22 protein-coding genes are annotated in these 24,484 nt (G+C 34.2%); 2 read left to right on the forward strand and 20 right to left on the reverse strand.

The annotated features are described in order from the left end of the window. Positions 1-25 precede the first annotated feature (25 nt). The 8 genes from DFR80_RS08915 to grxC all read right to left on the reverse strand — a co-directional run bounded on the left by DFR80_RS08915 (position 26) and on the right by grxC (position 8,286). Complete coding sequence (locus DFR80_RS08915; RefSeq protein ID WP_076543502.1) at positions 26-805, reverse strand: undecaprenyl-diphosphate phosphatase; 780 nt, start codon at positions 803-805, stop codon at positions 26-28. A 106-nt stretch (positions 806-911) separates the two neighbouring features. Beyond that, positions 912-2,588, reverse strand: coding sequence for a ribonuclease J (locus DFR80_RS08920; RefSeq protein ID WP_076543503.1), 1,677 nt, complete (start codon positions 2,586-2,588; stop codon positions 912-914). Between the two features lie 260 nt (positions 2,589-2,848). Next, positions 2,849-3,862 (reverse strand): aspartate-semialdehyde dehydrogenase, encoded by a 1,014-nt coding sequence (locus DFR80_RS08925; protein WP_076543504.1) that lies wholly within the window; start codon positions 3,860-3,862, stop codon positions 2,849-2,851. Continuing rightward, positions 3,849-4,784 (reverse strand): DMT family transporter, encoded by a 936-nt coding sequence (locus tag DFR80_RS08930; protein ID WP_114489775.1) that lies wholly within the window; start codon positions 4,782-4,784, stop codon positions 3,849-3,851. The genes DFR80_RS08925 and DFR80_RS08930 overlap by 14 nt, the downstream gene beginning before the upstream one ends. 9 nt (positions 4,785-4,793) lie before the next feature. After that, positions 4,794-5,933 carry a class I SAM-dependent RNA methyltransferase gene (locus DFR80_RS08935; RefSeq protein WP_076543506.1) on the reverse strand — a complete coding sequence of 380 codons (1,140 nt, stop codon included), beginning with the start codon at positions 5,931-5,933 and terminating at the stop codon, positions 4,794-4,796. Between the two features lie 88 nt (positions 5,934-6,021). Next, complete coding sequence (gene pncA, locus DFR80_RS08940; protein WP_076543507.1) at positions 6,022-6,618, reverse strand: bifunctional nicotinamidase/pyrazinamidase; 597 nt, start codon at positions 6,616-6,618, stop codon at positions 6,022-6,024. 60 nt (positions 6,619-6,678) lie between these two features. Beyond that, positions 6,679-6,960, reverse strand: a complete 282-nt coding sequence (locus DFR80_RS08945; protein WP_076543508.1) for an acylphosphatase — start codon at positions 6,958-6,960, stop codon at positions 6,679-6,681. Positions 6,961-7,098: 138 nt separating this feature from the next. Beyond that, positions 7,099-8,286 (reverse strand): glutaredoxin 3, encoded by a 1,188-nt coding sequence (gene grxC, locus DFR80_RS08950; RefSeq protein WP_114489776.1) that lies wholly within the window; start codon positions 8,284-8,286, stop codon positions 7,099-7,101. Positions 8,287-8,399: 113 nt separating this feature from the next. On the opposite strand from grxC, the gene DFR80_RS08955 reads away from it, so the two are divergent. Next, on the forward strand, positions 8,400-8,747 hold the full coding sequence (locus DFR80_RS08955; protein ID WP_076543510.1) for a YlbF family regulator: 348 nt from the start codon (positions 8,400-8,402) through the stop codon (positions 8,745-8,747). Positions 8,748-8,820: 73 nt separating this feature from the next. Here DFR80_RS08955 and DFR80_RS08960 read toward each other — a convergent pair whose 3' ends face one another. Genes DFR80_RS08960 through pepV form a run of 4 tightly spaced genes read right to left on the reverse strand, consistent with a single transcriptional unit; the run spans position 8,821 to position 14,006 of the window. After that, positions 8,821-10,041 (reverse strand): aminoacetone oxidase family FAD-binding enzyme, encoded by a 1,221-nt coding sequence (locus tag DFR80_RS08960; protein ID WP_076543511.1) that lies wholly within the window; start codon positions 10,039-10,041, stop codon positions 8,821-8,823. Positions 10,042-10,069: 28 nt separating this feature from the next. Then, positions 10,070-11,284: a MalY/PatB family protein gene (locus DFR80_RS08965; protein WP_114489777.1), complete on the reverse strand. Its 1,215-nt coding sequence runs from the start codon at positions 11,282-11,284 to the stop codon at positions 10,070-10,072. A 15-nt stretch (positions 11,285-11,299) separates the two neighbouring features. Next, complete coding sequence (locus DFR80_RS08970) at positions 11,300-12,607, reverse strand: M18 family aminopeptidase (RefSeq protein WP_076543513.1); 1,308 nt, start codon at positions 12,605-12,607, stop codon at positions 11,300-11,302. Continuing rightward, a complete protein-coding gene (gene pepV, locus DFR80_RS08975; protein WP_076543514.1) occupies positions 12,600-14,006 on the reverse strand; it encodes a dipeptidase PepV in 1,407 nt (468 codons plus the stop codon). The genes DFR80_RS08970 and pepV overlap by 8 nt, the downstream gene beginning before the upstream one ends. A gap of 168 nt (positions 14,007-14,174) precedes the next feature. On the opposite strand from pepV, the gene DFR80_RS08980 reads away from it, so the two are divergent. Next, entirely contained in the window at positions 14,175-14,969 is a 795-nt protein-coding gene (locus DFR80_RS08980; RefSeq protein WP_076543515.1) for a carboxylesterase, read from the forward strand. A 17-nt stretch (positions 14,970-14,986) separates the two neighbouring features. Here the strand turns inward: DFR80_RS08980 and pepF are convergent, their stop codons facing one another. The 8 genes from pepF to thrB all read right to left on the reverse strand — a co-directional run bounded on the left by pepF (position 14,987) and on the right by thrB (position 24,479). Next, positions 14,987-16,783: an oligoendopeptidase F gene (gene pepF / locus DFR80_RS08985; RefSeq protein WP_114489778.1), complete on the reverse strand. Its 1,797-nt coding sequence runs from the start codon at positions 16,781-16,783 to the stop codon at positions 14,987-14,989. Continuing rightward, on the reverse strand, positions 16,776-17,306 hold the full coding sequence (locus DFR80_RS08990; protein WP_076543517.1) for a methylated-DNA--[protein]-cysteine S-methyltransferase: 531 nt from the start codon (positions 17,304-17,306) through the stop codon (positions 16,776-16,778). Before DFR80_RS08990 ends, pepF begins: the two co-directional genes overlap by 8 nt. A 1-nt stretch (position 17,307) precedes the next feature. Further along, positions 17,308-19,149 (reverse strand): FAD-dependent oxidoreductase, encoded by a 1,842-nt coding sequence (locus tag DFR80_RS08995; RefSeq protein WP_114489779.1) that lies wholly within the window; start codon positions 19,147-19,149, stop codon positions 17,308-17,310. Between the two features lie 35 nt (positions 19,150-19,184). Beyond that, positions 19,185-20,576 (reverse strand): asparagine--tRNA ligase, encoded by a 1,392-nt coding sequence (gene asnS / locus DFR80_RS09000; RefSeq protein ID WP_076543519.1) that lies wholly within the window; start codon positions 20,574-20,576, stop codon positions 19,185-19,187. Between the two features lie 199 nt (positions 20,577-20,775). Next, a complete protein-coding gene (locus tag DFR80_RS09005) occupies positions 20,776-20,898 on the reverse strand; it encodes a desulfoferrodoxin FeS4 iron-binding domain-containing protein (protein ID WP_076543520.1) in 123 nt (40 codons plus the stop codon). Positions 20,899-21,011: 113 nt separating this feature from the next. After that, on the reverse strand, positions 21,012-22,235 hold the full coding sequence (locus DFR80_RS09010; RefSeq protein WP_076543521.1) for an aspartate kinase: 1,224 nt from the start codon (positions 22,233-22,235) through the stop codon (positions 21,012-21,014). A 32-nt stretch (positions 22,236-22,267) separates the two neighbouring features. Continuing rightward, positions 22,268-23,557 (reverse strand): homoserine dehydrogenase, encoded by a 1,290-nt coding sequence (locus DFR80_RS09015; protein ID WP_114489780.1) that lies wholly within the window; start codon positions 23,555-23,557, stop codon positions 22,268-22,270. 1 nt (position 23,558) lies between these two features. After that, on the reverse strand, positions 23,559-24,479 hold the full coding sequence (gene thrB, locus DFR80_RS09020) for a homoserine kinase (RefSeq protein WP_076543523.1): 921 nt from the start codon (positions 24,477-24,479) through the stop codon (positions 23,559-23,561). Positions 24,480-24,484 lie beyond the last annotated feature (5 nt).

Consider the following 24,484-nt stretch of genomic DNA (forward strand, 5'->3'; position numbering starts at 1 on the left):
AAGATTTTCTATATTTATAATTTAATTAGCTGATTAAATTAATTATAATAACTGCAGCAGCTACAGACCAGCAGTAATAACTAAAATAGTTTAATTTTTTTTCTGCCAGCACTTTTAACAAAATTTTAATTGCCAGATAACCTGAAATTACTGCTGAAAAAAAACCGAGCAAAACAACTTTTAGCTCTAAATCAAAACTTCCGCTATCTACTACTTTTAAAAATTGCAGAAAACCAGCTCCACCAATAACCGGTATTGACATTAAAAATGAAAATCGAGCTGCTGCTTTTCTATTCAGATTCTGAAATAAAGAAGCTGCAATTGTAGTACCAGAACGTGAAATCCCCGGTATTATTGCCCCTCCCTGAGCCAAACCGACTATTATTGGTTGCCAGAATTTTAATTCCGCTACTTCCTTTTCTCCTCCATCAATTTTTTCAGTAATATATAAAATAAGGCCTGTTACAATTAACATTAAAGCTGTTAAATAAGCATTTGAAAAAAGATTCTCAAAAAAATCTTCAAATAAAACTCCAATAATTCCCGTTGGTATGATCGCCAGTAATATATAAAATGTTTCTTTCCTTTTTTCCTGCTTTAATAAAATCATATCTTTAATATCCTGCCAGAAAATAATAAAAATTGGAATCAAAGTCCCGATATGTAAAATAACATTAAATAAAATTTGATCTTCCTTTATCTTAAAAAAATGTTGAGCAATTACTAAATGACCGGAACTGCTAACCGGAATAAATTCTGTTAAACCCTGAATTAAACCAAGAAAAATTGCCTGTAAACTATTCAATTTTAATTCCTCCCTTTCTACAATATGCATTATATCACACTTAGAAACATATGTTCAAATTTAAAACCAGCTGCTTTTACACAGCTGGTTAATTTAAGCTCAGTTTCTATACTTCCATAATCACAGGTAAAATCATCGGATTTCTTTTTATCTTCTGGTAAATATAATTATTAAGTGAATTGCGGATAGTATTTTTAAGCACTGACCACTCTGTTACATTATTATTTTCACAGTCTTTAAGTGCATCCTCAACTCTTTTTGTCGCTGCTTCAATAAGTTCCTCAGATTCTCTGATATAAACAAAACCCCTGGTGATAATATCTGGACCAACCAGAATATTACCATTTTTATCAATTGTTACAACAACAATTATTATCCCATCTTCTGATAATAATTTTCTATCTCTTAACACTATATTACCAACATCACCAATGCCCAGACCATCGATTAAAACATCCCCGGACTGAACATTATAGTCTTTTTCGACCTTTTCTTCAGTGAATTTAATCTTATCACCAACGTCGGAAATATAAATATTATCCCGTGGTATACCAACTTTTTCTGCCAGATCAGCATGTTTGTAAAGATGTCTGTATTCACCGTGTACAGGCACAAAATATTTCGGCTTAACCAGATTAAGCATTAATTTCAATTCTTCCTGACTGGCATGACCGGAAACATGAACACCAGAAACATCTTCATAAATAACATTAGCTCCTCGACGATATAATTTGTTGATAGTTTGACCAACAAATTTTTCATTACCTGGAATTGCAGAAGCAGAAATCATAACTGTATCTCCTTCTTTAATGTTGATATGGTAATGGTCTCCGCGAGACATTCTGGTTAGAGCAGCATAAGGCTCACCCTGACTTCCGGTTGTTAATAAAGTTACTTTACTATCAGGCAGATCTTCTATATCTCTAATATCAACTATCATGTCCTCTGGTATCTGCAAATAACCAAGTCTGCGAGCTATATCAACATTATTAAGCATGCTGCGGCCGGAAAAGGCAATTTTTCGATTATATTTAAAGGCTGCATCTACAACCTGCTGAACCCGATGAATATTAGAAGCAAAAGTCGCAATAATTACTCTCTCTCTTGCTCCCCTGAGTATTTCATCAACAGTTTCGCCCACCACTTTTTCTGATAATGTATATCCTTCTCTCTCAACATTTGTACTATCAGAAAACAGGGCCAGAACACCTTCTTTACTATCTCCAAGTTCTGCCAGCCTGTGAAAATCTGCAACCTCTCCATCAATAGGAGTCTGATCAAATTTAAAATCACTGGCGTAAACAATTGAACCCAGCGGAGTTTCAATAGCAAGAGCACAAGTATCAGCGATACTGTGATTTACTCTTACAAATTCAACTCCAAAATTACCAACCTGATACTGCTTACCAGGATGAACTACCTTTAATCTTGTATCTTTTAAGAGTCGATGCTCCTTTAAGTTGCCTTCTAAAAGACCAAGGGTCAGTTTGGTTCCATAAATAGGAACATTAATTTCCTTTAATAAATAGGGCAGCCCTCCTATATGATCTAAATGACCATGTGTTAAAACAATCCCGTTAATCTTATCTTTATTCTTAATCACATAATCATAATCAGGAATCACCAGGTCTATTCCAAGCAAGTCATTTTCTGGAAATTTAACACCCGAATCAATTATCAACATTTCATCGTCAATTTCCAGAACCCACATATTCTTTCCAATTTCTCCGACTCCACCTAAGTTGGTCATTGAAACATTCTTTATTTTATTGTTATCACTCATTTAAAAAACAAAACACCTCCATAGTATTTTAAAACAAATCTAAAAACTTATTCCAAACAATCTAAACATTCTTCCTTAACTACATATTTATTTTTTAATAATTCCATTCAAATAAATTTACACAAAAAAAATACTTAATTCTGCCTGTAATTGAAAATATAATAGAAACCCGTCCAAAGCGTTAATACTATTATACATATAAACCAAATAAAAAACAAGCAGAATTAAGCTTTTATAATTTTAAGAAAATCTTTTTAGTTCTAAACTAAGTTATTCTCCACTAAATATTCTGCAATCTGAACAGCATTTAAAGCCGCACCTTTACGCAGGTTATTTGCTGTCAGCCAGAGATTGATTCCATTTTCCACCGAATTGTCTCTTCTGATTCTGCCTACTAAAACATTATCATTATTTTCAGTGTCAATCTGGAGGGGGTATTCTTCTGCTGCAGGATTATCAATTACTTCTACATTTTTAGTCTGACTGAACAATTCCTTGACCGCTTCAATTTTAAAATCATTCTGCAGTTCAATATTTAAAGATTCTCCGTGCCCAAAAATTACAGGTATCCTAACACAGGTTGCTGTTACCGGTAAATCAGGATCGTGTAAAATTTTATGAGTCTCATTTACCATTTTCATTTCTTCTTTTGTATAATCATTATCTAAAAAGACATCAATCTGTGGAATTGCATTAAAGGCAATCTGATGATTAAAATTTTCTTTTTTGATTTCTTCTTTATTTAAATAGGCCTTAGTCTGCTCTATTAACTCATCAACTGCTTTTTTGCCAGCCCCGGAAACTGCCTGATAGGTATTTATGACCAATCTTTTTAGACCAAATTTTTCGGCAAGTGGTTTTAAAAGCATTACCATCTGAATAGTCGAACAGTTTGGATTGGCAATAATCTGCTGATGTTCTCTTAAATCTTCTCCATTAACTTCCGGCACAACTAAAGGAGCATCCGGATCCATTCTAAAAGCATTACTATTATCGATAACAATCCCGCCAGCACTTTTTACCTGAGGTGCCACTTCTTTTGAGACTCCACTACCGGCAGAAAAGAGCGCGATATCTATGCTCTCAAAAGTACCTTCCCTGACAGATTCTACGGTTAATTCTCTATCTTCAAATTGAATTTTTTTACCTTCAGAACGCTCAGAGGCAATTACCTTAAGCTGATCAATTGGAAAATCCCTCTGACTTAGAGTCTTAAGCATTTCTCTACCTACTAAACCTGTTGCTCCTACTACTGCTACATTATACTTTTTCATAAATTTCTTCTCCTTTCTCTACTACGGGGCGTCCAAAGTAATTTGTCCCCCAGACACCAATTATGATTAAAACTGCTCCCACTACCTGGAATTTAAAAAACGGCTCATTTCTAAACACGACCCCGGCAATTATAGAAACCACGGTGGTCAGATTGGCAAAAACAGCTGATTCTGCTGCTGTGATTTTAGAAAGAGTGTAATTCATCATAAAAAAAGCCACTACTGACGAAAAAACACCCAGATAAATCACAGATATTAAAACATCTTTTTCCAGCAAAAGATCAAAATAATTACTCAGTTCAAAATTCTTTCTATAAATCGCAATTATGTTAAAAATTAAAGCTCCAAAACCCATCATTACATATGTAATTTCTACCGGTCTAAACTCCAGAGAAAGCTGTCTGGATATAATATTATAAAATCCCGCTGCAATAACTGCTCCTCCCAACAAAAGTAAACCAAAGTAATTAGAAGCAATCGGAGCTGCTCCCCGATTAAAAATAATAAAAAAAGCTCCCCCAACAGATAAACCTACAAAGATACTCTGAATAAAAGTGGGTTTTTCATTTAAAATTAGTGCCGCAAGTATTGTAACTGCTACGGGTATTAAAGCAATCATCATTCCGGCTTCAGAAGAGGTGGTATATAACATCCCGGTAGTTTCGCAGATGAAATAAATTCCGGGCTGAAAAAAAGCTAAAAGAATTAGCTTTTTTAAGTTTTTACCCTTCAAATTGATATTTATTATACCAGTAATTCTTAAAATACTCAAGGAAATAAAAGCAATTGCAAAACGAAAACCAAGTAAGTGGAATGGAGACATTAGCTCCAGTCCCTCCTTGGTAAATAAAAATGAAAAGCCAAATATTGAACTAAAGACCAGACCGGCAAGATGAGGAAAATATTTTCTTAATTTAGTCATTTAACTCCCTCAATTCTTTGGCGGCCAGGGACCATAATACTGATAGTACTGAGTCTCTACCCCACCATTGTAAAGTTTTCTTCTCTTACTGGCTTCTTTACCAAATAGTTCTTCAAATTTAGAATGAGAGGTAATAATATAATAGGACCAGGTCTCTAATTTTCTGAACTTCTCTCCCATTTCCCTGTATAATTCTTCTACCTCTTCTTTTTCTCCCATTCTTTCACCATAGGGAGGGTTGGTTATTATATAACCATATTTACGATTGGTTGAAAAATCCTTAAACTTCTGTTCCTGAAAATGAATTATATCTTCTACCCCTGCCTGTTTGGCATGATAGCGGGCAATGCTGATCGCCTCCGAATCCTGATCATAACCCATAATCAGCCGCGGCTCAACATTAATCTTTTTAGCTTTTTTGGCTTCAACTCTGGCCCGGGGCCATTCGAAATCATTAAAAATCGGCCATTTTTCTGAGTTGAATTTTCTTTTCAAACCAGGAGCCTGATTTTTGGCCATCATAGCGGCTTCAATTAAAATTGTTCCTGAACCACAGAAAGGATCGATTAGAATTCTATCCTTATCCCAGCGGCTTAAATAAACCATCCCGGCTGCAATTGTTTCCTGAATTGGAGCCTTAACTGAAAGTTCTCTGTATCCTCTCTTGTGGAGACCGGTACCGGAAGTATCAATTGTTAAGATTGCTCGATCCTTGTAAAGGGCCAGCTCAATAGGATAAAGTGGGCCATCTTCATCAAACCAATCTCTTTGATATTCTGCTTTCATTCTGTCAACTACAGCTTTCTTTGTAACTGACTGACAGGTAGGAACACTGCTCAGCTTGGAATCAATGGACTTGGCACTAACAGGGAATTCTGCATTTTCGGGCAGCCACTGGGGCCAGTTTAGACTTCTAACTCCCTCATAGAGTTGATCAAAATCACGTGCCTTAAAATCTCCAATTTTCAACAGTACTCTTTCGGCTGTTCGCAGCCATAGATTTGCTCTGGCAATTGCCTGCAGATCTCCCTCAAAGGTAATTCTGCCATTTTTAACTTCCTTAATTTTATAACCTAAATCATTTATTTCTTTTTTGACCAGGGCTTCCATGCCAAAAGTACTGGTCGCCATAAGTTCTATTTTATCCAAATAAATTCTCTCCTTTTTAAAGATATATTTGTTCTTATTTTAATCTTTGCTGCTTTTAAAAATAATTTCGATATTGCTTTAATTTTTATTATTTTAAATTTATTCCAGCAGCCTTTAATTCTGCTTTTAATTTCTCAACTTTATCCGGATTTACCGCTCTAGTACCGGCCAGAATAATATTTGTTTTGAAACCATTTTTAATACTATCCTGAGCAGTATATTTAACGCAATAGTCAAATGCTAAACCTACAATATCAACTTCGTCAACTGCAAGTGACTTTAAGAGCCCGGCCAGCCCCAGATCTGAACCATCATTATCCTGAAAAGCCGAATAACTATCTACCTCTCTATCTTTTCCCTTGCGCATTATATAGTCAAATTGAACAGTTTTAATCTCAGAATTAAATCTTGCTCCTTCTGACTGCTGAATACAGTGATCAGGCCATAAAACAGGGCCCAGCCCCTGATCATCACTATAAGGGGTAAATGGCTCCTGATTATGATTCGAAGCAAAACTAAGATGAGAAGCAGGATGCCAGTCTTGAGAGGCAACTATTAGTTTGTATTTGTCGGATTCTAAAAGTTCATTGACTTTAGCATTGATTTCTGAAGCCTGGGGAACAGCCAGAGCCCCATTTTCATAAAAATCGTTCTGAAGATCAATAGCCAGTAAAGCTTTAGCCAATTTAATCACCTCTTTTTCTATTCCAGCTTAAAATTTAACCTTTTTCATTTATTAAAATAATTAAAACCGTATTTCAAATTCATTAAAATCGTCAGCTTTTTCTGTTTTAACTTCAAAGTTATCAACACGAGCAAATGAAGGTCCCTCTTTTAATTTATTAATCATTTTCTCTACTTTATTCTTTTTGCCTTTAATTTTAACTTCTACTCTGCCATCTCTAAGGTTTTTTACCCATCCCTTTATGTCCAAAACAGCTGCCTGTTTACGAGTAAAGGCTCTAAATCCGACTCCTTGAACTCTACCTGAAATAAATATGTGCTTTTGAATTTCTTCTGCAGCCATCTTATCCACCTCCATTTGTTTATATTATACATAGTATTATAATATCTGGCAAATTTCTTTGATAAAAAAAGGGTCATCTCCAGATTACAGAAATGACCCTTAATAGTCAGTTTAATTATTTAATTGATCTTTAATAATTTAATTTAAATAATGATTAATTCTCAGGGCCGCTTTAGCACCTTCCGCAGCTGAAATAATAATCTGCTTATCAATAATATCTGTTACATCACCTGCAGCCCAGATACCTTCAACACCTGTTTCGTTTCTCTCGTTAATAATAATTTCTTTTTGCTTATTTGTTTCTAAAAGGTCACTAACAAAAGCGCTATTGGCAACCAGTCCAATTTCTATAAATAAACCATTGATATCCAGTTCTTCTGTTGAATCATCAATAACATTTTTAATTATCACTGTTTCCAGTTTATTATCACCAATAATTTGATCTACTGTTGTTGAAGTATGAACAGTTATATCCTGATTATTATTTACTCTTTCCTGCAGGTATTCATCTCCCATTAGTTTATCCTGCAGCTCAATCAGATCAACTTTGCAACCAATTTTAGCCAGATCTAAAGCGGCCTCCAGGCCTGAGTTTCCTCCACCTACTACAGCAACCGGTTGGCCTTTATAAAGAAAAGCATCACAGCTGGCACAGTAATGAACCCCTTTACCTGTTAATACATATTCCTGTTTCATACCCAAGTGTCTTTTTTGAGCACCGGTTGCAACTAATACAGCTTTAGTTGAATATTCTTTTCCATTATCTGTTTTAATAACTTTCCCCTGTTTTCCAGCCACAACTTCTACGGCTTCTTCTCCAATTACAGTCTCTACTTCGTATTTAGCAATATGGTCCCAAAAATCATAGATCAGCTCTGCACCTGTAGTTTCTGCTTTCCCTAAATAATTATCAATTTCATTAGTAGTAATTACCTGTCCTCCTATATCCTTAGTCAATAAGAGAAGATCGATACCTTTACGCGCTGCATAAAGAGCTGCATTTAAAGCAGCTGGCCCGGCTCCCAGAATTATAAGTTCCCATTCTTTGGTTGAAAGGTCTTTTGATTCTCTACCGATCAATTGATTAAATTCACCTTTGTTTTCTAACTCAATTAGATCATCATAGCCCCCAAGACTCTGATCATTAATTATTATCTGAGGTACAGTTTTTCCTCCAGTTCGCTTCTGCATTACCTCATAATTATCCTTTTCATTAATATCAATTTCAGTAAAACTAAGGCCCTTACTTTTTAAAAAAGCTTTTGCCTTTTTACAGTATGGACACCAATCTTTAGAATAAACTTCAATTTTTAACTCATTTGACATAATTAATTCCCCCTAATGCTATTCTTATTTGACATAAGTTGTAGTGGATGTTAACATAAATATGGTTGTTAGAAAACGAAAAAATTTAAATATTTAATTTGAGGTGAATATTAATGGCAACAGTAATGGAACATGCGGAAGATCTTGCAGAAGCAATTGTTGACTCACAGGAATTTCAGGAATTAAAAGAAAAAGAAGAAATCATGGTAGAAGATGAAGACGCAAAATCAATGCTTGATAACTTAAATGCTAAATATCAGCAGGTACAAATGATGCAGCAGAATGGTAAGCAGGTTAGTGATGAACAAAAGCAGGAATTACAGATGATGGAACAAAAGATGAAGCAAAATGATAAAATCTCTGAATTCTATGAAGCACAGAACCATTTTAATCAGTTAATGAACTCTGTTAATCAGGTAATAACTCAAAAACTTCAGGGTAACGAAGAAGACGCTGAGTAATTTACTATATCAAAGATTCACAATTTAATTTTCAAATTAGAACCGCAGTCACTTGGCTGCGGTTATTTTTTATCTAACTCAAATTATTTCCTGCTTTATAGGCTGTTGAAAAGGCTATTTGTAGATTATAACCCCCGGTCATTGCGGCAAGATCTATTACCTCTCCTGCAAAATATAAATTTTTAATCAACCTGGATTCCATTGTTCCCGGATCAATTTCTTCGGTACTGATTCCACCTCTCGTAACTATTGCCCTTTTGAATCCTTTTTTTGCTTTAATATTTAATTTTAGATTCTTTAACAAGTGTATCAGCTCTTCCCTTTCCGCTGCAGTAATCTGGTTTACTGTTTTTTTATATTCAATAGAAGAACGACCTAAGATTACAGGAATTAGCTTCTGCGGCAGAAGATCGCCCAGACTATTACCAAAAAACTTGTTAGAATATCTGTCAAAATCTCTTAAAAGTCTCTGATCCAATTTTTGATAATCAAGTGCTGGTTTTAAATCAATTTCTAGCTGATAATTTTCGGAATCATCGTCAATATACATTGAAGCAGAAATTATAGTTGGTCCATCTAAATAATTACTTCTAATTTCTACATCTCCAAATTGACTGAAAATTTCTTTTCCATCTTTCAATAATTTAAGATTTACGTATTTTAATTTTAAACCTTCTGCCTCATATATCCAGTCTTCTCTGGTTGTTAAACCACATAGCCCGGGTCTGGGAGTGATAATTTGATGCCCTGCGGTTCTGGCCAGTTGAAATCCACTACCATCAGAACCTGTCTGTGGATAAGAACTGCCTCCGGCCGCCAGAACTACTTTTTCAGCTTTAAGCTGGCCCTGATATTTTAATTTTACTCCCTGAGCTTTTTGATCATTAATAATTATTTCTTCAACCTGATCCTGTATTATCCCAACATTTGCTTTAAATAATTCTTTCTGTAAAACTTTTAGTACATCCTGTGAGCGATTGGATTCCGGGAAAACTCTGTCCCCTCTTTCTATTTTGAGCGGCAGACCCAGTCCTTCAAAAAAATAATAAAGTCTGTAAGCGTCAAATTCGGCCAGAGAGCTGTACATAAACTGAGGATTATCTATAATATTTTTTATATGCTGATTTAAATCCGAATAGTTTGTCAGGTTACAGCGTCCTTTACCCGTAATCAATAATTTTTTGCCAAGATTTTTATTCTTTTCGATTAAAGTAACTTTATTCTTATTACTGGCAGCCTGCAGAGCAGCCATCATCCCTGCTGGACCACCTCCAATTATTATTACATCTGTCAAATAAAAACTTCCTTTCTTTTATTTCATTTTATAAATAAGATTCTACAGCAGCTTTGATTCTCTCTAACCCATCTTTAAGTCTCTGACGGGGACAGGCAAGATTCAGCCGCATATGCATTGAGCCCGCATCTCCAAACCAACGCCCCGGATTAAGACCAACCTCTGCTTTTTTGTTCATAAATTCAATTAATTTTTCATCAGTTTTAAAACCAAGCCCACTGCAGTCCAACCAGACTAAATAAGTTCCTTCGGAGGCAACTGCTTTTATCTCTGGTAAATCATTTTTAAGAAATTCATTTAAAAAATTATAGTTTGCTGCTAAATACTTCATCTGTGCCTCTAACCAATCTTCTCCTTCATTATAGGCTGCCCTTAGTGCAAGCAGACCAAAAGGGCTATTTCCAGTTCCAAAGCCATCTTTTGTTTTTTGATATTGCCTGCGTATTTTTTCTGATTCAATAATTGTATAGGAAGTATGTAAACCTGCAATATTAAAAGTCTTACTGGCAGCCATAAAACTTACTACCTTTTGTCGATAATCATTAAATTCTTCCTGCTTCAAAAGTAATTTAAGTACTGGCGTATGCTGATATTCTGGATAGATGAGGTCAGAATGGATTTCATCACTTAAAAGATAGATGCCCTTATTTTTAAGCAGACGAAGAAGCTCCACCAACTCCTCCTGCTGCCAGACCCGACCAACAGGATTATGGGGGCTGCAGAGAATCATTGCTCTTACTTTCTGACCCTTATCCTCTGCTCTTTCTATATCTCTTTTTAAACTATTTAAATCCATTCGATAGTGATTATCTTCTTTTAATAATTGATTTTTAATAAGATGACAGTTATTATTTTTAACTGCGCCAAAAAAGGGTCGATAAACAGGGGGTTGAATAATTACAGCATCATTCTCTCTAGTAATCGCCTTCAGAGTAAAATTTATTGCTGGAACAACACCTGTATCAAACAATAACCAATCTCTCTCAATTTCAAGGTCAAATCTCCTCTTAAGCCAGTTCTCTACTGCCTCATAAATACTTTGATCAGCAAAACTATAGCCAAAAATTCCGGCTTCCGCCCTCTTTTGGAGAGCTTTTTTAACTGAAGGAGCTGTCTGCCAGTCAGAATCAGCAACCCACATCGGTAAAATATTTTCGTTGCCAAAAATATCGCTTTTTTTATCCCATTTAGCCGACATTGTATTTTCTCTATCTTCTAATTTTGAAAAACTAAAGTTTGTCACAGTGATTCCTCCTAGCTACTTTTGCTGAAAAAATAAATTCATCAACTTAATCATTTCTTTTTGATCAGAACTACCACCCAATTCTCGACTGGAATGCATTGCCAGCAGAGGATTACCCAGATCGATACTTTTAATTCCCAGCTGTGTTGCTGCAATGGGCCCAATTGTTGAGCCGCCGCGTTTGTCAGTACGATTACTGTAAATTTGATAGGAGATATTATTTTTTTGCATTAAATCAATCAGCACCCCGGCTGTACCTGCATTAGTGGTATATTTTAAATTAGCATTATATTTAATAACAGGACCTTGATTTAATAAGGGTCTGTTGTTTTGATCATATTCTTCACTAAAGTTTGGGTGTACTGCATGGGCCATATCAGCAGAAATCAGAAATGATTTTTCTATAATTCTGTAATAATCTTCTCTGTCTGCTCCCAGATTGTAAATTATTCTTTCAATTAAATCTCCAGCAAAAGGAGAGTCAGCTCCCTGAGGAGTATGGCTCCCGATTTCTTCATTATCATAAAAAATAGCCATTTGAGTCCAGTCCTCTACCTTAGACATCAGGAGAGCCTTTAAGGAAGCATGAACCATAGCCAGATTATCCTGGCGGCCAGCTGCGATGTATTCCTGGTTTGGTCCCAAAAAATGAGCTTTTTGAGTCGGATAAAGATATAATTCTGTTTCCAAAATTTCAGCTGCACTAAAGTCACTTACCTGGGCAATTAAATCCTTAATTGTTAAATCAGTTTTAGAATTTGATTTAACATTATTTTTTTCTAAATCCTGAGTGAGTAAGGCGCGCAGACCTTTTTTCTGATCAATTTCCCCTTTTTGATTAACATCTTTGTTAAGATGAATTGGCAGATTGGGTATCACAGCCAAATTTTTATTTAAATCAATTAGTCGTTCTTTTAACTCAAATGAATTTTCAGATTTGAGTACAATTTTACCGGCCAGTGATAAATCCCTATCATACCAGGTGTTTAAAATTGGCCCCCCGTAAATTTCAGTATTTAATACATACTGTCCATCACTGTTAATTACTGGGTCTGGTTTCACTTTTAATCCCGGGCTGTCAGTATGGGAAGAAATAATTCTCAGACCCTGATTCAAAAAATCTTTGCCAGTAACGAAAGCTATTAGAGCAGAATCGTTACGGCTAACAAAATATTTTTCTCCTTTTTTTAAATCCCATTTATGAGCGGCGTTTAGTTCCTTAAAACCCGCCTTTTTTAATTGTTTTTTCAATTCTGCTGCTGCATGAAAAGCAGTTGGGGAATTATCAATAAATTTTATCAGTTCTTCTGCCTGTCTATTCATTTTCGTTCACCCCGGCTATATCAATAATTGCTTTGGCATAAATAGCAGCACTTTTAACCAGATCATCAATTCTAATATTTTCATCTTTTTGATGTGCCAGTTCAGGCTGTCCTGGAAAGAGAGGTCCAAATGCTACCCCCTTTTTAACTTTACGAGCATAGGTTCCACCGCCAATAGCTATTGGATCACTGTCATCACCAGTAAATTCTCGATAGGCTGAAAGCAGCTTTTTGATAAATGGATCATCTTTTGCAACATATAATGGTTCGGCATCGCTCAACAATTCCACTTCAATAAGTCGATTAAGATTTTCTTTAATGTCAGCCACTACTTTTTCAGCACTGGATTTAACAGGATAGCGAATATTAACAATAAATTCTATCTTCGACTGATCTCCTTTAATAATACCTGTATTAAAAGTTAAAGCAGTTGGTACATCATCCTGATCCTTACAACCAATTGAAGCACCATCGTATTCAAGACCAATTTTATTCTTATAAAAATCCAAAAAATCTTTTACTCCTGAATTTACAAATGGAAGCTCAGCCAGTACAGAAATTAAATACGAAATAGCATTTTTACCATCTTCCGGCATACTCCCATGGGCTGAAATGCCATGATAGCTTAGTTTTAAATTTTCATTTTCTGACTCTAATTTTAACTGATTTTTATCATATTCAAGATCAGATAGCAATTCCAGCAATTTTTCTTTTTTGATTCCTGAAATCACTGCTTCTGCATAATCAGGAACCATATTAGTCGCATTTCCTCCCCTGATTTTTTGAAGCTGAAGGCCTTTCTGATTTTCAACTTTTAGGCTGGCTGAAAATTTAAGATCTAAAATCCCTTTTTCTGCATGGATGGCGGGGAAGGTTGCATCAGGACTGAAGGCCAGATCAGGCATTTGTTCTTTTTTCAGATAATAATCAAGAGAAGCCATGCCCGACTCTTCATTAGTACCGAGAATTAATCGCACTTTCTTATTCAACTCAACTCCAAGTTCCTGCACAATCTTCATTCCATAAAGAGCAGCAACAGCAGGCCCTTTGTCATCTATAGTTCCCCTACCATATATCTTATTATCATGAATTTCAGCAGCATAAGGAGGATATGTCCAATCACTACCCTCAGGTACCACATCCAGATGGCAGAGCAGGCCAAGCACTTCCTTTCCCTCTCCCATTTCTACATGAGCTGCCTGATTATCTATATTCTTTGTTTTAAAACCTAATTTCTCAGAGATTTCTAACGCTTTAGCCAGTGCTTTATAGACTTCTTTACCATAAGGATAATCAGCTTCAGCAGCTGCCTCAACACTGGGGATCCTAACCAGTTCCTGAGTGCTTAGAATCATGTTATCTCTTAAAAAATTTGCTCGTTCTTTAATTTTATCATTCATATTTTAGTTTAATAGTTTAAACTATTAAACCTTTCACCTCCTGCAGTTTAAATTTATTTTCTAAATATCATTCTATCACTTTTATTTATGAATTTAAAATAATATTCTTTTGAATTTTAATAAATGATATAATAAGATTAAAGAAAGAGAAAAAATGGAGGGTTTAAATTGCAATTAAATGAAATAGATAGCTTAACAAAGGTTAATCCTCTTGGAAGAGAGATTAAATATGGTTTTAATGATAATAGAATAAATACAGCAGTACTGTTAATCCATGGTTTTGGAGGCAAAAGCAGCAACTGGGATTTTGTTGCAAAAAAAATTAATAATCAGCTTAATTTAGCTGTATATATACCCAGATTGCCCGGCCATGCAACTAATACATCTGATTTTTTAAACAGCAGTGCTGAACAGTGGCTGCGTAAAGCTGTAGATAGTTATCTTTTTTTAGCAAATAATTATCAAAAAATTTATATTTCAGGTCTTTCAATGGGAGGACTGCTGGCAGCAATGGTAGCCTCAAACTTTAAAGTTGATAAATTATCACTTGTTGCCCCAGCCTTTTTTACAGTCAACAAAAATATAGTTTTTGCTCCTTATCTTAAATATTTTATTAAAAAAATGGACAATAATTTCAAAATTGATAAAAGAAATTTATCAAAAGCAGAAATTGATTATCATAATAACTACAGTTTTAATTATTATCCTCAGGCTCTGGCTGAATTATATAAATTAATGAAAAAAGGAAGAAAAAATGTTTCTAAAATAAAAACCCCAACCCAACTTATCTTATCCAACAATGATGAACAGGTAGCCAGTGAACGGATTAAAAATTATTTAAATAAAAAAATGGGACAATTTTTAATAGATCAGAAAATCTATCAAAAATCATCCCATGTAATCGTCAATGATGTTGAAAAAGAAAGATGTGCTCAGGATATCATTAATTTCTTTAGTGAATAAATTGAAAAAGAACTAATTTATATTAACTTCTGCAGCTGTTTTAGATATTTTTTGAATTTAGCAGCTGCATTTTCTATAGCATCCGACTTTTCCATATCAACTCCAGCTTTTCGTAAAATATTAAGAGGATAATCACTACCTCCAGCTTTTAAAAATTCTAAATAATCTGCTGCAGCTTCTGCACCTTCTGTCTGGATTTTTTCAGCCAGGGCAGCTGCGGCAGAATAGCCAGTAGCATATTTATAAACATAAAAGTTATAGTAAAAATGAGGGATCCTGGCCCACTCATAGTCCAGCTTTTCATCAATTACAAGAGACTTACCAAAATATTTCTGATTTAACTTTCTATACATTTCTTTCATTTTCGGAGAAGTTAACCCTTCACCCGTCTCTACAGTCTCATGAATCATTTTTTCAAATTCAGCAAACATTGTCTGCCTGTAAACGGTTCCTCTAAAACCTTCTAAAAAGTAATTTAAAAGATAGAGTTTTTCCTCTCTGCTTTCTGCATTTTCTAGCATATAATCTAAAAGTAAGTTTTCATTTAGAGTTGAGGCTACTTCAGCTACAAAAATCTTGTAATCGGCATATAAATAGGGCTGATTTTTATTGGAATAGTAACTGTGCATAGCATGTCCCATCTCGTGGATTAAAGTGAAGAGATTGCTAATATCCTGAGTATAGTTCATCAGAATATAGGGATGAACCCCATAACAGCCGCTGGAATAAGCACCGGAACGTTTACCTTTATTTTCATAAACATCAATCCAGCCCGAATTAAAACCCTCTTCAACCTTATTAATATAGTCCTCTCCCAGCGGTTTAACTGCTTTTTTTATTATATCTTTTGTTTGTTCATATTCAAACTTAAGGTCAACTTCCTTGATTAATGGTGTATAGGTATCATAAATATGAAGCTCATCCAGATCTAGCATTTCTTTTTTTAGTTCCATGTACTGATGCAGTGGCTTGAGATTATCCGAAACCGTATCAATTAAATTATTATAAACCTCTGTACTAATATTATCATTATCAAGAGCAGATTCCAGTGCACTGTTATATTTTCTGGCACGGGCATAAAAAATATCTCCCTTAACTGAACTGTCAAGTACAGCTGCAAAGGTATTTTCCAAATCCTGATATTCACCATGCATTCCCTCAAAAGCATCTTTTCTAACTCTTCTATCTTCATTTTTTAATAAGTCAATATATCTACCATGAGTCAGACGCAGTTCTTGATTATTTTCATCTTTAATCAGCGGAAATTCGAGGTCAGCGTTATTTAACATGCTAAATATGTTTTCTGAACTCTGTGTAACTTCTCCCGCTAAAGCCAGAATTTTTTCTTCTTCAGCAGAAAGATAATGTTTTTGCTGTCTTAAGATATTATCAAAAAAATGATCGAAAAATTCCAGCTTACTATTTTCTTTTTTATACTTATTTAATCTATCCTCGCCCAGCTGAATAATAGCTGGAACCATAAAAGAGGTTGAGTCAGACAATCTATTATAACACATCATTGCTTTATTTTTGTAGTTCTGATATTTTTCCAGTTGCGTATTTTGATCATATTTCATGTGAGCATAGGCGTATAACCGAGCTGTTTTTTCTTCAATATCAATAATTTCATTTAAAGAAGAAAGTAATTGATCAGCGCTTTCAGTAAAATTTTCTTTTAAATCTTTAATATTTTTAACTTTCTTTAATACCAGTTCCAGTTCAGTCTCAAAAGTTTCATCATCAGCATAAATATCATTTAAATTCCACTTATATTTATCATCAATTTCTGTTCTTTGTTTTAATTCTTTAGACAAAAGAAATCTTCCTTTCTAATTTTTTACTTCTATTATTTTCATGTTTTAATAACCATTCTTTACGCCAGACTCCACCTGAATAATGACTGAGTTTACCCTCAGCGGCAATCACTCTGTGGCAGGGTATAATAACTGCAATGGGATTACGAGAACTTGCATGACCAACTGCTTTTGCACCACCTGAATTTCCAATTGCTGCTGCCAGTTCTGAATATGAAAATGTTTTACCATAAGGAATCTTCTGAATGAATTTCCAGACTTTTAACTCAAAATAACTTCCGCTAAGTTGAATAGGAATGTCAAAAAAGTTTCTCTGCCCCATAAAATATTGATTTAATTGATCAAAAATCAGATTATAAATCTTTAAAATTTCTGGATCTTCATAAAAATTTTTCTGACAGTTGTTTTTTACTTCCCTTAGATGATCATCATATTCAACTCTTAATAATGCCTGGTTATTAAACTCAATTTTTAAGATACCAATTGGTGAGGGATAATATGTATGGTAGCTGGCTTTAGTCAAATTATTCACCCCTTATGTATTTCAATTCCGATGGAGTTCTAAAACGATCTAAAAAATGTGCTGACAAAATAATCATTTCTCTGCGACTCATATTTCTATTTTCAGCCAAAATACCTTCTAAATCTTCAGGTATTAATTTTAATTCTAGAGCTTTCTTAAAATAATCCTTCTGTTCCATTTCTAAAACCCGCTGACTTTCTGCTGCCAGCAATAATTTTAGTGCATTATAAGTACTCAATTTTTGATCTCTACTTAAAGTTTCAAGACTACCAGGAACCCATTCGTATAGAGTTTCTGCTTCCTTTTTCTGCATGATTTTTAAAATTATAGCTGTAAATTCTTTTTCCGTAGGAATAATATTTAATTTAAAATTATTATTATAGCCACCAATAGTAATCCCCCAGGAAAGTAATTTTTCCAGGCTCAATAACAGTTTCTCTTCTTTTATAATTGGTTTTTCGAGAGGATAATTACTTAAATCAAGATTTAAATTGAACCGAATTTTATTTAAACTTGCTTTATCTTTAGCAATCTCCAGCAGATTTTTATTTTTATTTAATGCCTCGGCAGCTGCTATAGCTGCTGCTTCTGCCGTATTCATTCCAACCGGTAAAACTCGACTGCTGGCAGCTGCCAGAGAACTATAACCACTACTGCGTCCAACTATCAATAAATTGTTATTTTTTCGAGCAATTAAAGACCTTAACGGAATAGAATAGTATTCTGGATTAAAAAGCACAAAACCTGGATAATCATGATCCGCAGCCTGATAATCCAGCGGATAAGATGCCAGAGTTATAGCATCAAAAAATATTTTCTGACGAAATAAATCATCCACACCAAGCTGATACTCTGTTAAAAAATGTCTGCTTTCTCTACGATAAAGTTCAGGCGGTAAATCAGCAAGTTCTGAGTTTTTAAAGCCAGCTAAGTTTTGTTGAAGATAAACGAGTATTGATTCTGCTTCTACTGCAGCCTTCTTTTTTGCCTGTTTAAGAGATGATTCTAATAGAGGATTTACCCTGAATAAAAGCAGTGCATTGATATAAGCGTCATAGCTTTCTTGATTCTTTATAAAAACAATATTTAAACCCCGCAGACGTAAGTTTGAAGCCTGCGGCTGATAACTTTTGCCAAATTCAGAAAAACCCCAGGCATGATCATCTCTAAAATAACTTGCCCGATATTTATTATTTTTAAGAGCCTCTTTTAGTCTTGCAGGTTTAACATTGGAAAACTTTAAGATCTGAGTAGAAGCCATCCAGCTATTTTTTAAATTCATATCAGCTGTACCCAGGAAAAATTTTTCTCCTGCCTCTGCAGCAAGATCTCCATCCTGAGAAGCATCAATATAAAAATCAGACTCTATATTATAAACAAGATTTCCTTTTTTTATTCTTAACGATTTAATTGTATCATTATTTAGCTTAACTTGCTGCAGTTGAGCTGAATTAATAATTCGAATATTTTCTTCTGCTGCCAGCATTTCCATAAATGCTTTTTCAGCTTTTTGAGGAGTAAAAGAAATGGATCCGCCAACTTTTTGATGCCACTCTGAAAATAATCCTTTATTTATATTATTTGAGTTTCCATCATAATTTAAATCCAGAAAATTGAGAGCAGCATAGGTCATTAAACCTCCCGGCTTTTCTCTTTTCATCACCAGAGTAACTTTTTTATCCTGCCGCGCAGCAGCAACAGCTGCCATGACTCCTTCTGGTTCAGCTGAATAAATTAGAATTTCACTTTTAATGTTCTCAGCTGCAAAGAGCGAAAAATTTATAACTGCAACAAAAAATACTGCAATTATAATAATCAGTAATGTTTTTTTCTTTATTAACATCTCTTTTCTCCTCTTATAAAAATAATTAATTATAGTTAAAATTTAGCGTTACCCGGTGTACGTGGGAATGAAATAACATCTCTAATATTTTGCATTCCTGAAAGATACATTAGCAGTCTTTCAAAACCAAGTCCAAAACCAGAATGCGGTACTGAACCATATTTTCTTATATCTAAAAACCACTCATATTTTTCCAGATCCATTTCCAGTTCTTCCATTCTGCTTTTTAGTTTATCATATCTTTCTTCACGCTGACTTCCGCCGATGATCTCACCAACTCCAGGTACCAGACAGTCTACAGCTGCAACAGTTTTATTGTCATCATTCTGACGCATATAAAATGCTTTAATTTCTTTTGGATAATCTCTAACCATAATTGGTTTTTTAAAATGCTTTTCTGTTAAATATCTTTCGTGCTCAGATTGCAAATCTACACCCCAGCTAACTGGATATTCAAAATCCTGGTCACAATTCTCTAAAATCTCTATTGCCTCTGTATAGGTTATACGACCAAAATCAGCTTCAATAATTTTTTCGATCATTTCCCGGCGACCTTCATCAATCCACTGATTAAAGAAGTCCATCTCTTCCTCTGCTTCCTCCAGAGCAAACCTGAATAAATTTTTAATAAAATCTTCCATTAATGTCATCATTTCATCCAGATTACAAAAAGCCATTTCTGGTTCAATCATCCAAAATTCTGAAGCATGACGGGAGGTGTTAGAGTTCTCAGCTCTAAAAGTTGGCCCAAAAGTATAAACATCACCTAAAGCTGTAGCAAGTAATTCTGCTTCCAGTTGTCCACTTACAGTTAGACCTGTCTCCTGAGCAAAGAAGTCCTGAGAATAATCAATTTCCCCTTTTTCAGTACGGGGTAAACTATCAAAATCAAGTGTACTCACCTTAAATATTTCCCCGGCTCCCTCTGCATCACCAGAAGTAATAATTGGGGTATGTATGTATTTAAAATCCTTATTGTAAAAATAATCATGGATTGCATAAGACATTTTGCTACGGAAGCGATTTACAACCCCGAAGGTGTTGGTTCTGGCTCTTAAGTGGGCAATATCTCTTAAAAATTCAAAGCTGTGTCTTTTTTTCTGAAGAATAAAATCTTCTGGTGCTTCCCCAATAATTTCAATCTCTTCTGCTTTCATCTCTACATCCTGTTCTCTACCCTCAACTTTATCAATATAACCTTTGACTTTAATACTTGCACCAGTATTAATCTCAGCCAGAGGATGTTGCTCAGGATTTAAAATAACAAGCTGCAAATTTTTCAAAGCACTTCCATCATTGATTTCTATAAAGGCAATGTTTTTTGAAACTCTTTTAGTTCTTACCCAGCCCATGACAATGACATCTTTATAATCATTAATCTTATCTTCCAGAATATCTTTTATTTTTTTCTTTTCAAAATAATTCATTTTATAAATTTCCTCCCCGAAGTTCTTTTAAAGTTATTCAATTTAATATTTTAAACTATTTTTGGATTAATTTCTATTATTATAACTTCTCGCAAGCAGAGCGAAATCCTTTAAGAAATAATTAAATTTTATAATTTATTTCAAATTAAAGCATTTAAAAGCCCGGAGTATAAACCCCGGGCCCAGATTATTTTTTTAATTATTCTTCTAATTTCATCGGCTCCCCACAACAAACCAGTTCGCCTCCACCAGCTTCTTTTACCTCAACAACATTACCACAGATTTCACAGCGATAAACTTCACCTTTCTTCTTTACATTCATAATTTGGCCTCCTTAAAGTATAATTAGAATAATAAAGTCAGAGCAGTAATTTAAACTGCGAATTTTCTACTGCCTGTTTTAATTATACGCGAAAAATCAAATTTTTGCAATATTTAATTATTAATCTGGTCCAGCTGAAATTCTTTATGCAAAACATTTAAAGCTTTATCTGCTTCTTCTTTTTTTATCAAACAGGAAATTTTAATTTCAGAAGTTGTAATCATCTCAATATTAATATCATTTTCGCCAAATGAAGTAAACATTCTTGCAGCTATGCCTGGAGTTGACTGCATACCGGCCCCAACAATAGAAATTTTTGCAACATCCTGATCTATTGTGTAATTATCAAATTTTAGCTTTTCTTTTATCTTATTTAGAACTTTAACTGCCAGTTTTTCCTGTTCCTGATTAATAGTAAAGGTAATATCATTTAGTTCATCCCGCTGCAGATTCTGAATAATCATATCAACATTGACACCCGCATCTGCAAGAGCTTTAAACATTTTGCCAGCTATACCGGGCTCATCTGGCACTCTCTCAACAGTAATTTTTATTTCTCCTAAATCACTCGCTGCTCCAACTACATTTTTTTTGCCTTCCATTTTCTCATCTCCTCTAACAATAGTTCCTACTGTCTTATTAAAACTTGAAGCTATATATAACTCTAAATTATAATTATTTGCCAGTTCTACTGCTCTGGGATGAAGAACATTGGCACCAAGATTTGCAAGTTCCAGCATTTCCTCATAAGAAATAGAATCAAGTTTACTTGCATCACTAACAACTCTGGGATCTGCAGTATAAACACCATCAACATCAGAATATATTTCACAGCGATTGGCATTCATGGCTGCAGCAACAGCAACTGTTGTTGTATCAGAACCGCCACGACCCAGAGTTGTAAAATCCTGATTATCATTAATCCCCTGAAAACCGGCTACAATGACAATCTTATTCTCTGCCAGTTCTTTTCTGAGTCGAGTAGTATCAACATCTGTAATCATGGCCTGGTTATGTTTTTCATTAGTTTTTATCTTCATCTGACTTCCTGTTAAAGAAATTGCCGGATATCCCAGCGAATGTATTGCCATTGTTAAAAGAGCAATTGAAACCTGCTCTCCAGTGGTTAAAAGCATATCTACTTCTCTTGGATCTGGATCATCAGTTATATTTCCCATCAACTCTATCAAATGATCTGTAGTATCTCCCATTGCAGAAACTACAACTACCATCTGGTTGCCTTCCTCATAACCCTCAATTACTCTTCTGGCAACATTTTTAATCAAATCGGGATTTGCTACTGAACTACCTCCATATTTTTGTACAATTAGTGACAACTGTTTCACCTTCCTATTGTTAATTATATTTGCTAGTGTGTTTTAACTGCTATTACATTATTAACAGTCAGAACTCCTTCTACATTCTCTACTTCTTTTAATAATTTTTCTAAAACTTTTTCTTTAATTTTTTTGGTTATAATTATTACTGGCAGTAGTGGTGTTTCAGTTAAATCATCATGTAAAATTAAATCCGCCAGATTTTTTTCTGAAAATATTTTTTTGATATTTTCTATTATTTTCTTGTCTTTTTCAAGCTGGAGCCTGACATAAAAAGAATTTTCCTGATGCTGATAAAGATCTATTAATTTATTTTCATTTAGTCCAGGCTCTTCTAATAAGACTTTATCATAACCACCTCTAATTCGGGCCGCTTTAATCAAATCCTGACTTAGAAGATTTAAAGGAGCTAAATCATTATTTTCCGCTTTAAAAATAACTTTAGAATTATAATTTGAAATAATTTCAATTCCATTACTGTTTTCATTTACATCTGCCAGAAAAGAATCCTCTGAAATTAAATTAGGCCTTACTCCCAAATATAATTTACCTTTTTCTTTTTTTATAGTACAAATCAATTTTATTTTATAACCCAGTTCGGCTGCATAAATCAAATCATAACTGGTGATTCCTTTAATTCCCCGGGAACTAACTGCTGAAAAATCAAAAGCCTTATTAAAAATTAGCTCAGTCATTAAAATAGATTTATTAAGGCTGTCCGAACCACTTAAATCCAGCTCAGGATTATCTTCTGTATAACTTGCTTCCTTTGCCTGTTCAACTGTTTCCTTCATACTTACAGTGTTTTTTCCCATCTCTGATAAAATATAATTGGTTGTTGCATTTAAAACAGCATTTATTTCAGTTACTTCATCCAGAGCATAAAAGTTATCAATAAGCGTTTTTACTGGTAGTGGTGAAAAAGAAGCTGAAAAAAATAATTTAGTATTAAATTCTGCTTCCGCTTTTTTTAGTATTAGATAATTTTCAGCCAGTACTTTATGATTACTTGTAATTACAATTTTTTTATTTTTCAAAGCCTGAAGTAAATAATCTGCAGAATTAAATTTTCTCTCCAATTCAATAATAATATCAATTTCAGCAGTATTAATAAGGCTCTGATAATCTTTAATAAGCTCTATTTTATTTAGACTGGCAGCTAAAAAATATTCAATTTTATTTTGATCAGAATCATCATAAATATATTTAATTTCCAGCTTTTGTGAGCTTAACTTTTCTATTTTAGTTTTATTTTTATTAAAAAAATTAAGAAAAAGCTCTAATGATTCTTTTTGATTGGCAATCAGGGCCAGTTTAATCATTTTAAGATATCTCCTCTTTTAAATTCTGATACAGACTCTGATTACAGGCTTTTACCTTAAAAATATCCGTTTTGACAGCATTAGATGCAAAAACTTTTTTCATGTTTTGGGCAATCTGATCAGATTTTTTCTGAGTACAGGCTAAAATAGTTGGGCCAGCTCCACTTAATGCAGCTCCATAAGCACCACTTTCATAGGCTGCTGCCAGCACCTGGTCAAATCCTTTAATTAGTTTTTTTCTATATGGTTGATGCAGCTGATCCTCCATTGCTGTTTTTAACAGATGATATTCTCTATTTATAAAGGCAGCTGTAAGCAAACTGACTCTACTCAGATTATTAATAGCACTTGGATAATCTACTACTTCTGGTAAAACCTGTCTTAATTTTTCAGTTTTTAATTCAAAATCGGGCACTACCAGAATAAAATCAAGTTCCTGCTCAATATCTATTTTATAATAATCATAGTTATTTTTGCAATAAAAATTTATTGTTAGTCCACCAACAAGGGCTGGAACTACATTATCAGGATGTTTTTCTAAATCAACAGCCAGCTGAATAAAATCAGTCTTACTAATTAATTTCCCAGAGACAATAGCCGCTGCAGCCAGCCCTCCAATAATAGCCGAAGAGCTGCTCCCGAGACCCCGGGCGAGTGGTGTGTGCATCTTTTCAGTTATTTCGGCTCCAATTAAATCTTCAGCAATAAAGTCAAAATATTTTTGATAAGCCAGAGCCACCAGATTATCTTTTCTGGCAATTTTAATTTCTTTATTTTTGTTTTGATCAATAATTGTAATTTTTAATTGCTGATCTTTTCGCTTTTTAATATCAAAATCATTATACAGGCTTAAAGCAAGCCCCAGAGTATCATAACCGGGACCTAAATTTGCAGATGTTGCTGGAACTTTAATTGTAGACATAACAA

It is taken from the genome of Halanaerobium sp. ST460_2HS_T2 (assembly GCF_003337665.1).
Lineage (GTDB): Bacteria > Bacillota > Halanaerobiia > Halanaerobiales > Halanaerobiaceae > Halanaerobium > Halanaerobium kushneri.

Bases quoted from the DNA above. Each gene is read 5' to 3' on its own strand.
- DFR80_RS08920 (WP_076543503.1), bottom strand. From the start codon at position 2,588: ATGAGTGATAACAATAAAATAAAGAATGTTTCAATGACCAACTTAGGT.
- DFR80_RS08925 (WP_076543504.1), bottom strand. From the start codon at position 3,862: ATGAAAAAGTATAATGTAGCAGTAGTAGGAGCAACAGGTTTAGTAGGT.
- DFR80_RS08930 (WP_114489775.1), bottom strand. From the start codon at position 4,784: ATGACTAAATTAAGAAAATATTTTCCTCATCTTGCCGGTCTGGTCTTT.
- DFR80_RS08945 (WP_076543508.1), bottom strand. From the start codon at position 6,960: ATGGCTGCAGAAGAAATTCAAAAGCACATATTTATTTCAGGTAGAGTT.
- grxC (WP_114489776.1), bottom strand. From the start codon at position 8,286: ATGTCAAATGAGTTAAAAATTGAAGTTTATTCTAAAGATTGGTGTCCA.
- DFR80_RS08955 (WP_076543510.1), top strand. From the start codon at position 8,400: ATGGCAACAGTAATGGAACATGCGGAAGATCTTGCAGAAGCAATTGTT.
- DFR80_RS08970 (WP_076543513.1), bottom strand. From the start codon at position 12,607: ATGAATAGACAGGCAGAAGAACTGATAAAATTTATTGATAATTCCCCA.
- pepV (WP_076543514.1), bottom strand. From the start codon at position 14,006: ATGAATGATAAAATTAAAGAACGAGCAAATTTTTTAAGAGATAACATG.
- DFR80_RS08995 (WP_114489779.1), bottom strand. From the start codon at position 19,149: ATGTTAATAAAGAAAAAAACATTACTGATTATTATAATTGCAGTATTT.
- asnS (WP_076543519.1), bottom strand. From the start codon at position 20,576: ATGAATTATTTTGAAAAGAAAAAAATAAAAGATATTCTGGAAGATAAG.
- DFR80_RS09005 (WP_076543520.1), bottom strand. From the start codon at position 20,898: ATGAATGTAAAGAAGAAAGGTGAAGTTTATCGCTGTGAAATCTGTGGT.
- DFR80_RS09015 (WP_114489780.1), bottom strand. From the start codon at position 23,557: ATGATTAAACTGGCCCTGATTGCCAATCAAAAAGAATCATTAGAGCTT.
- thrB (WP_076543523.1), bottom strand. From the start codon at position 24,479: ATGTCTACAATTAAAGTTCCAGCAACATCTGCAAATTTAGGTCCCGGT.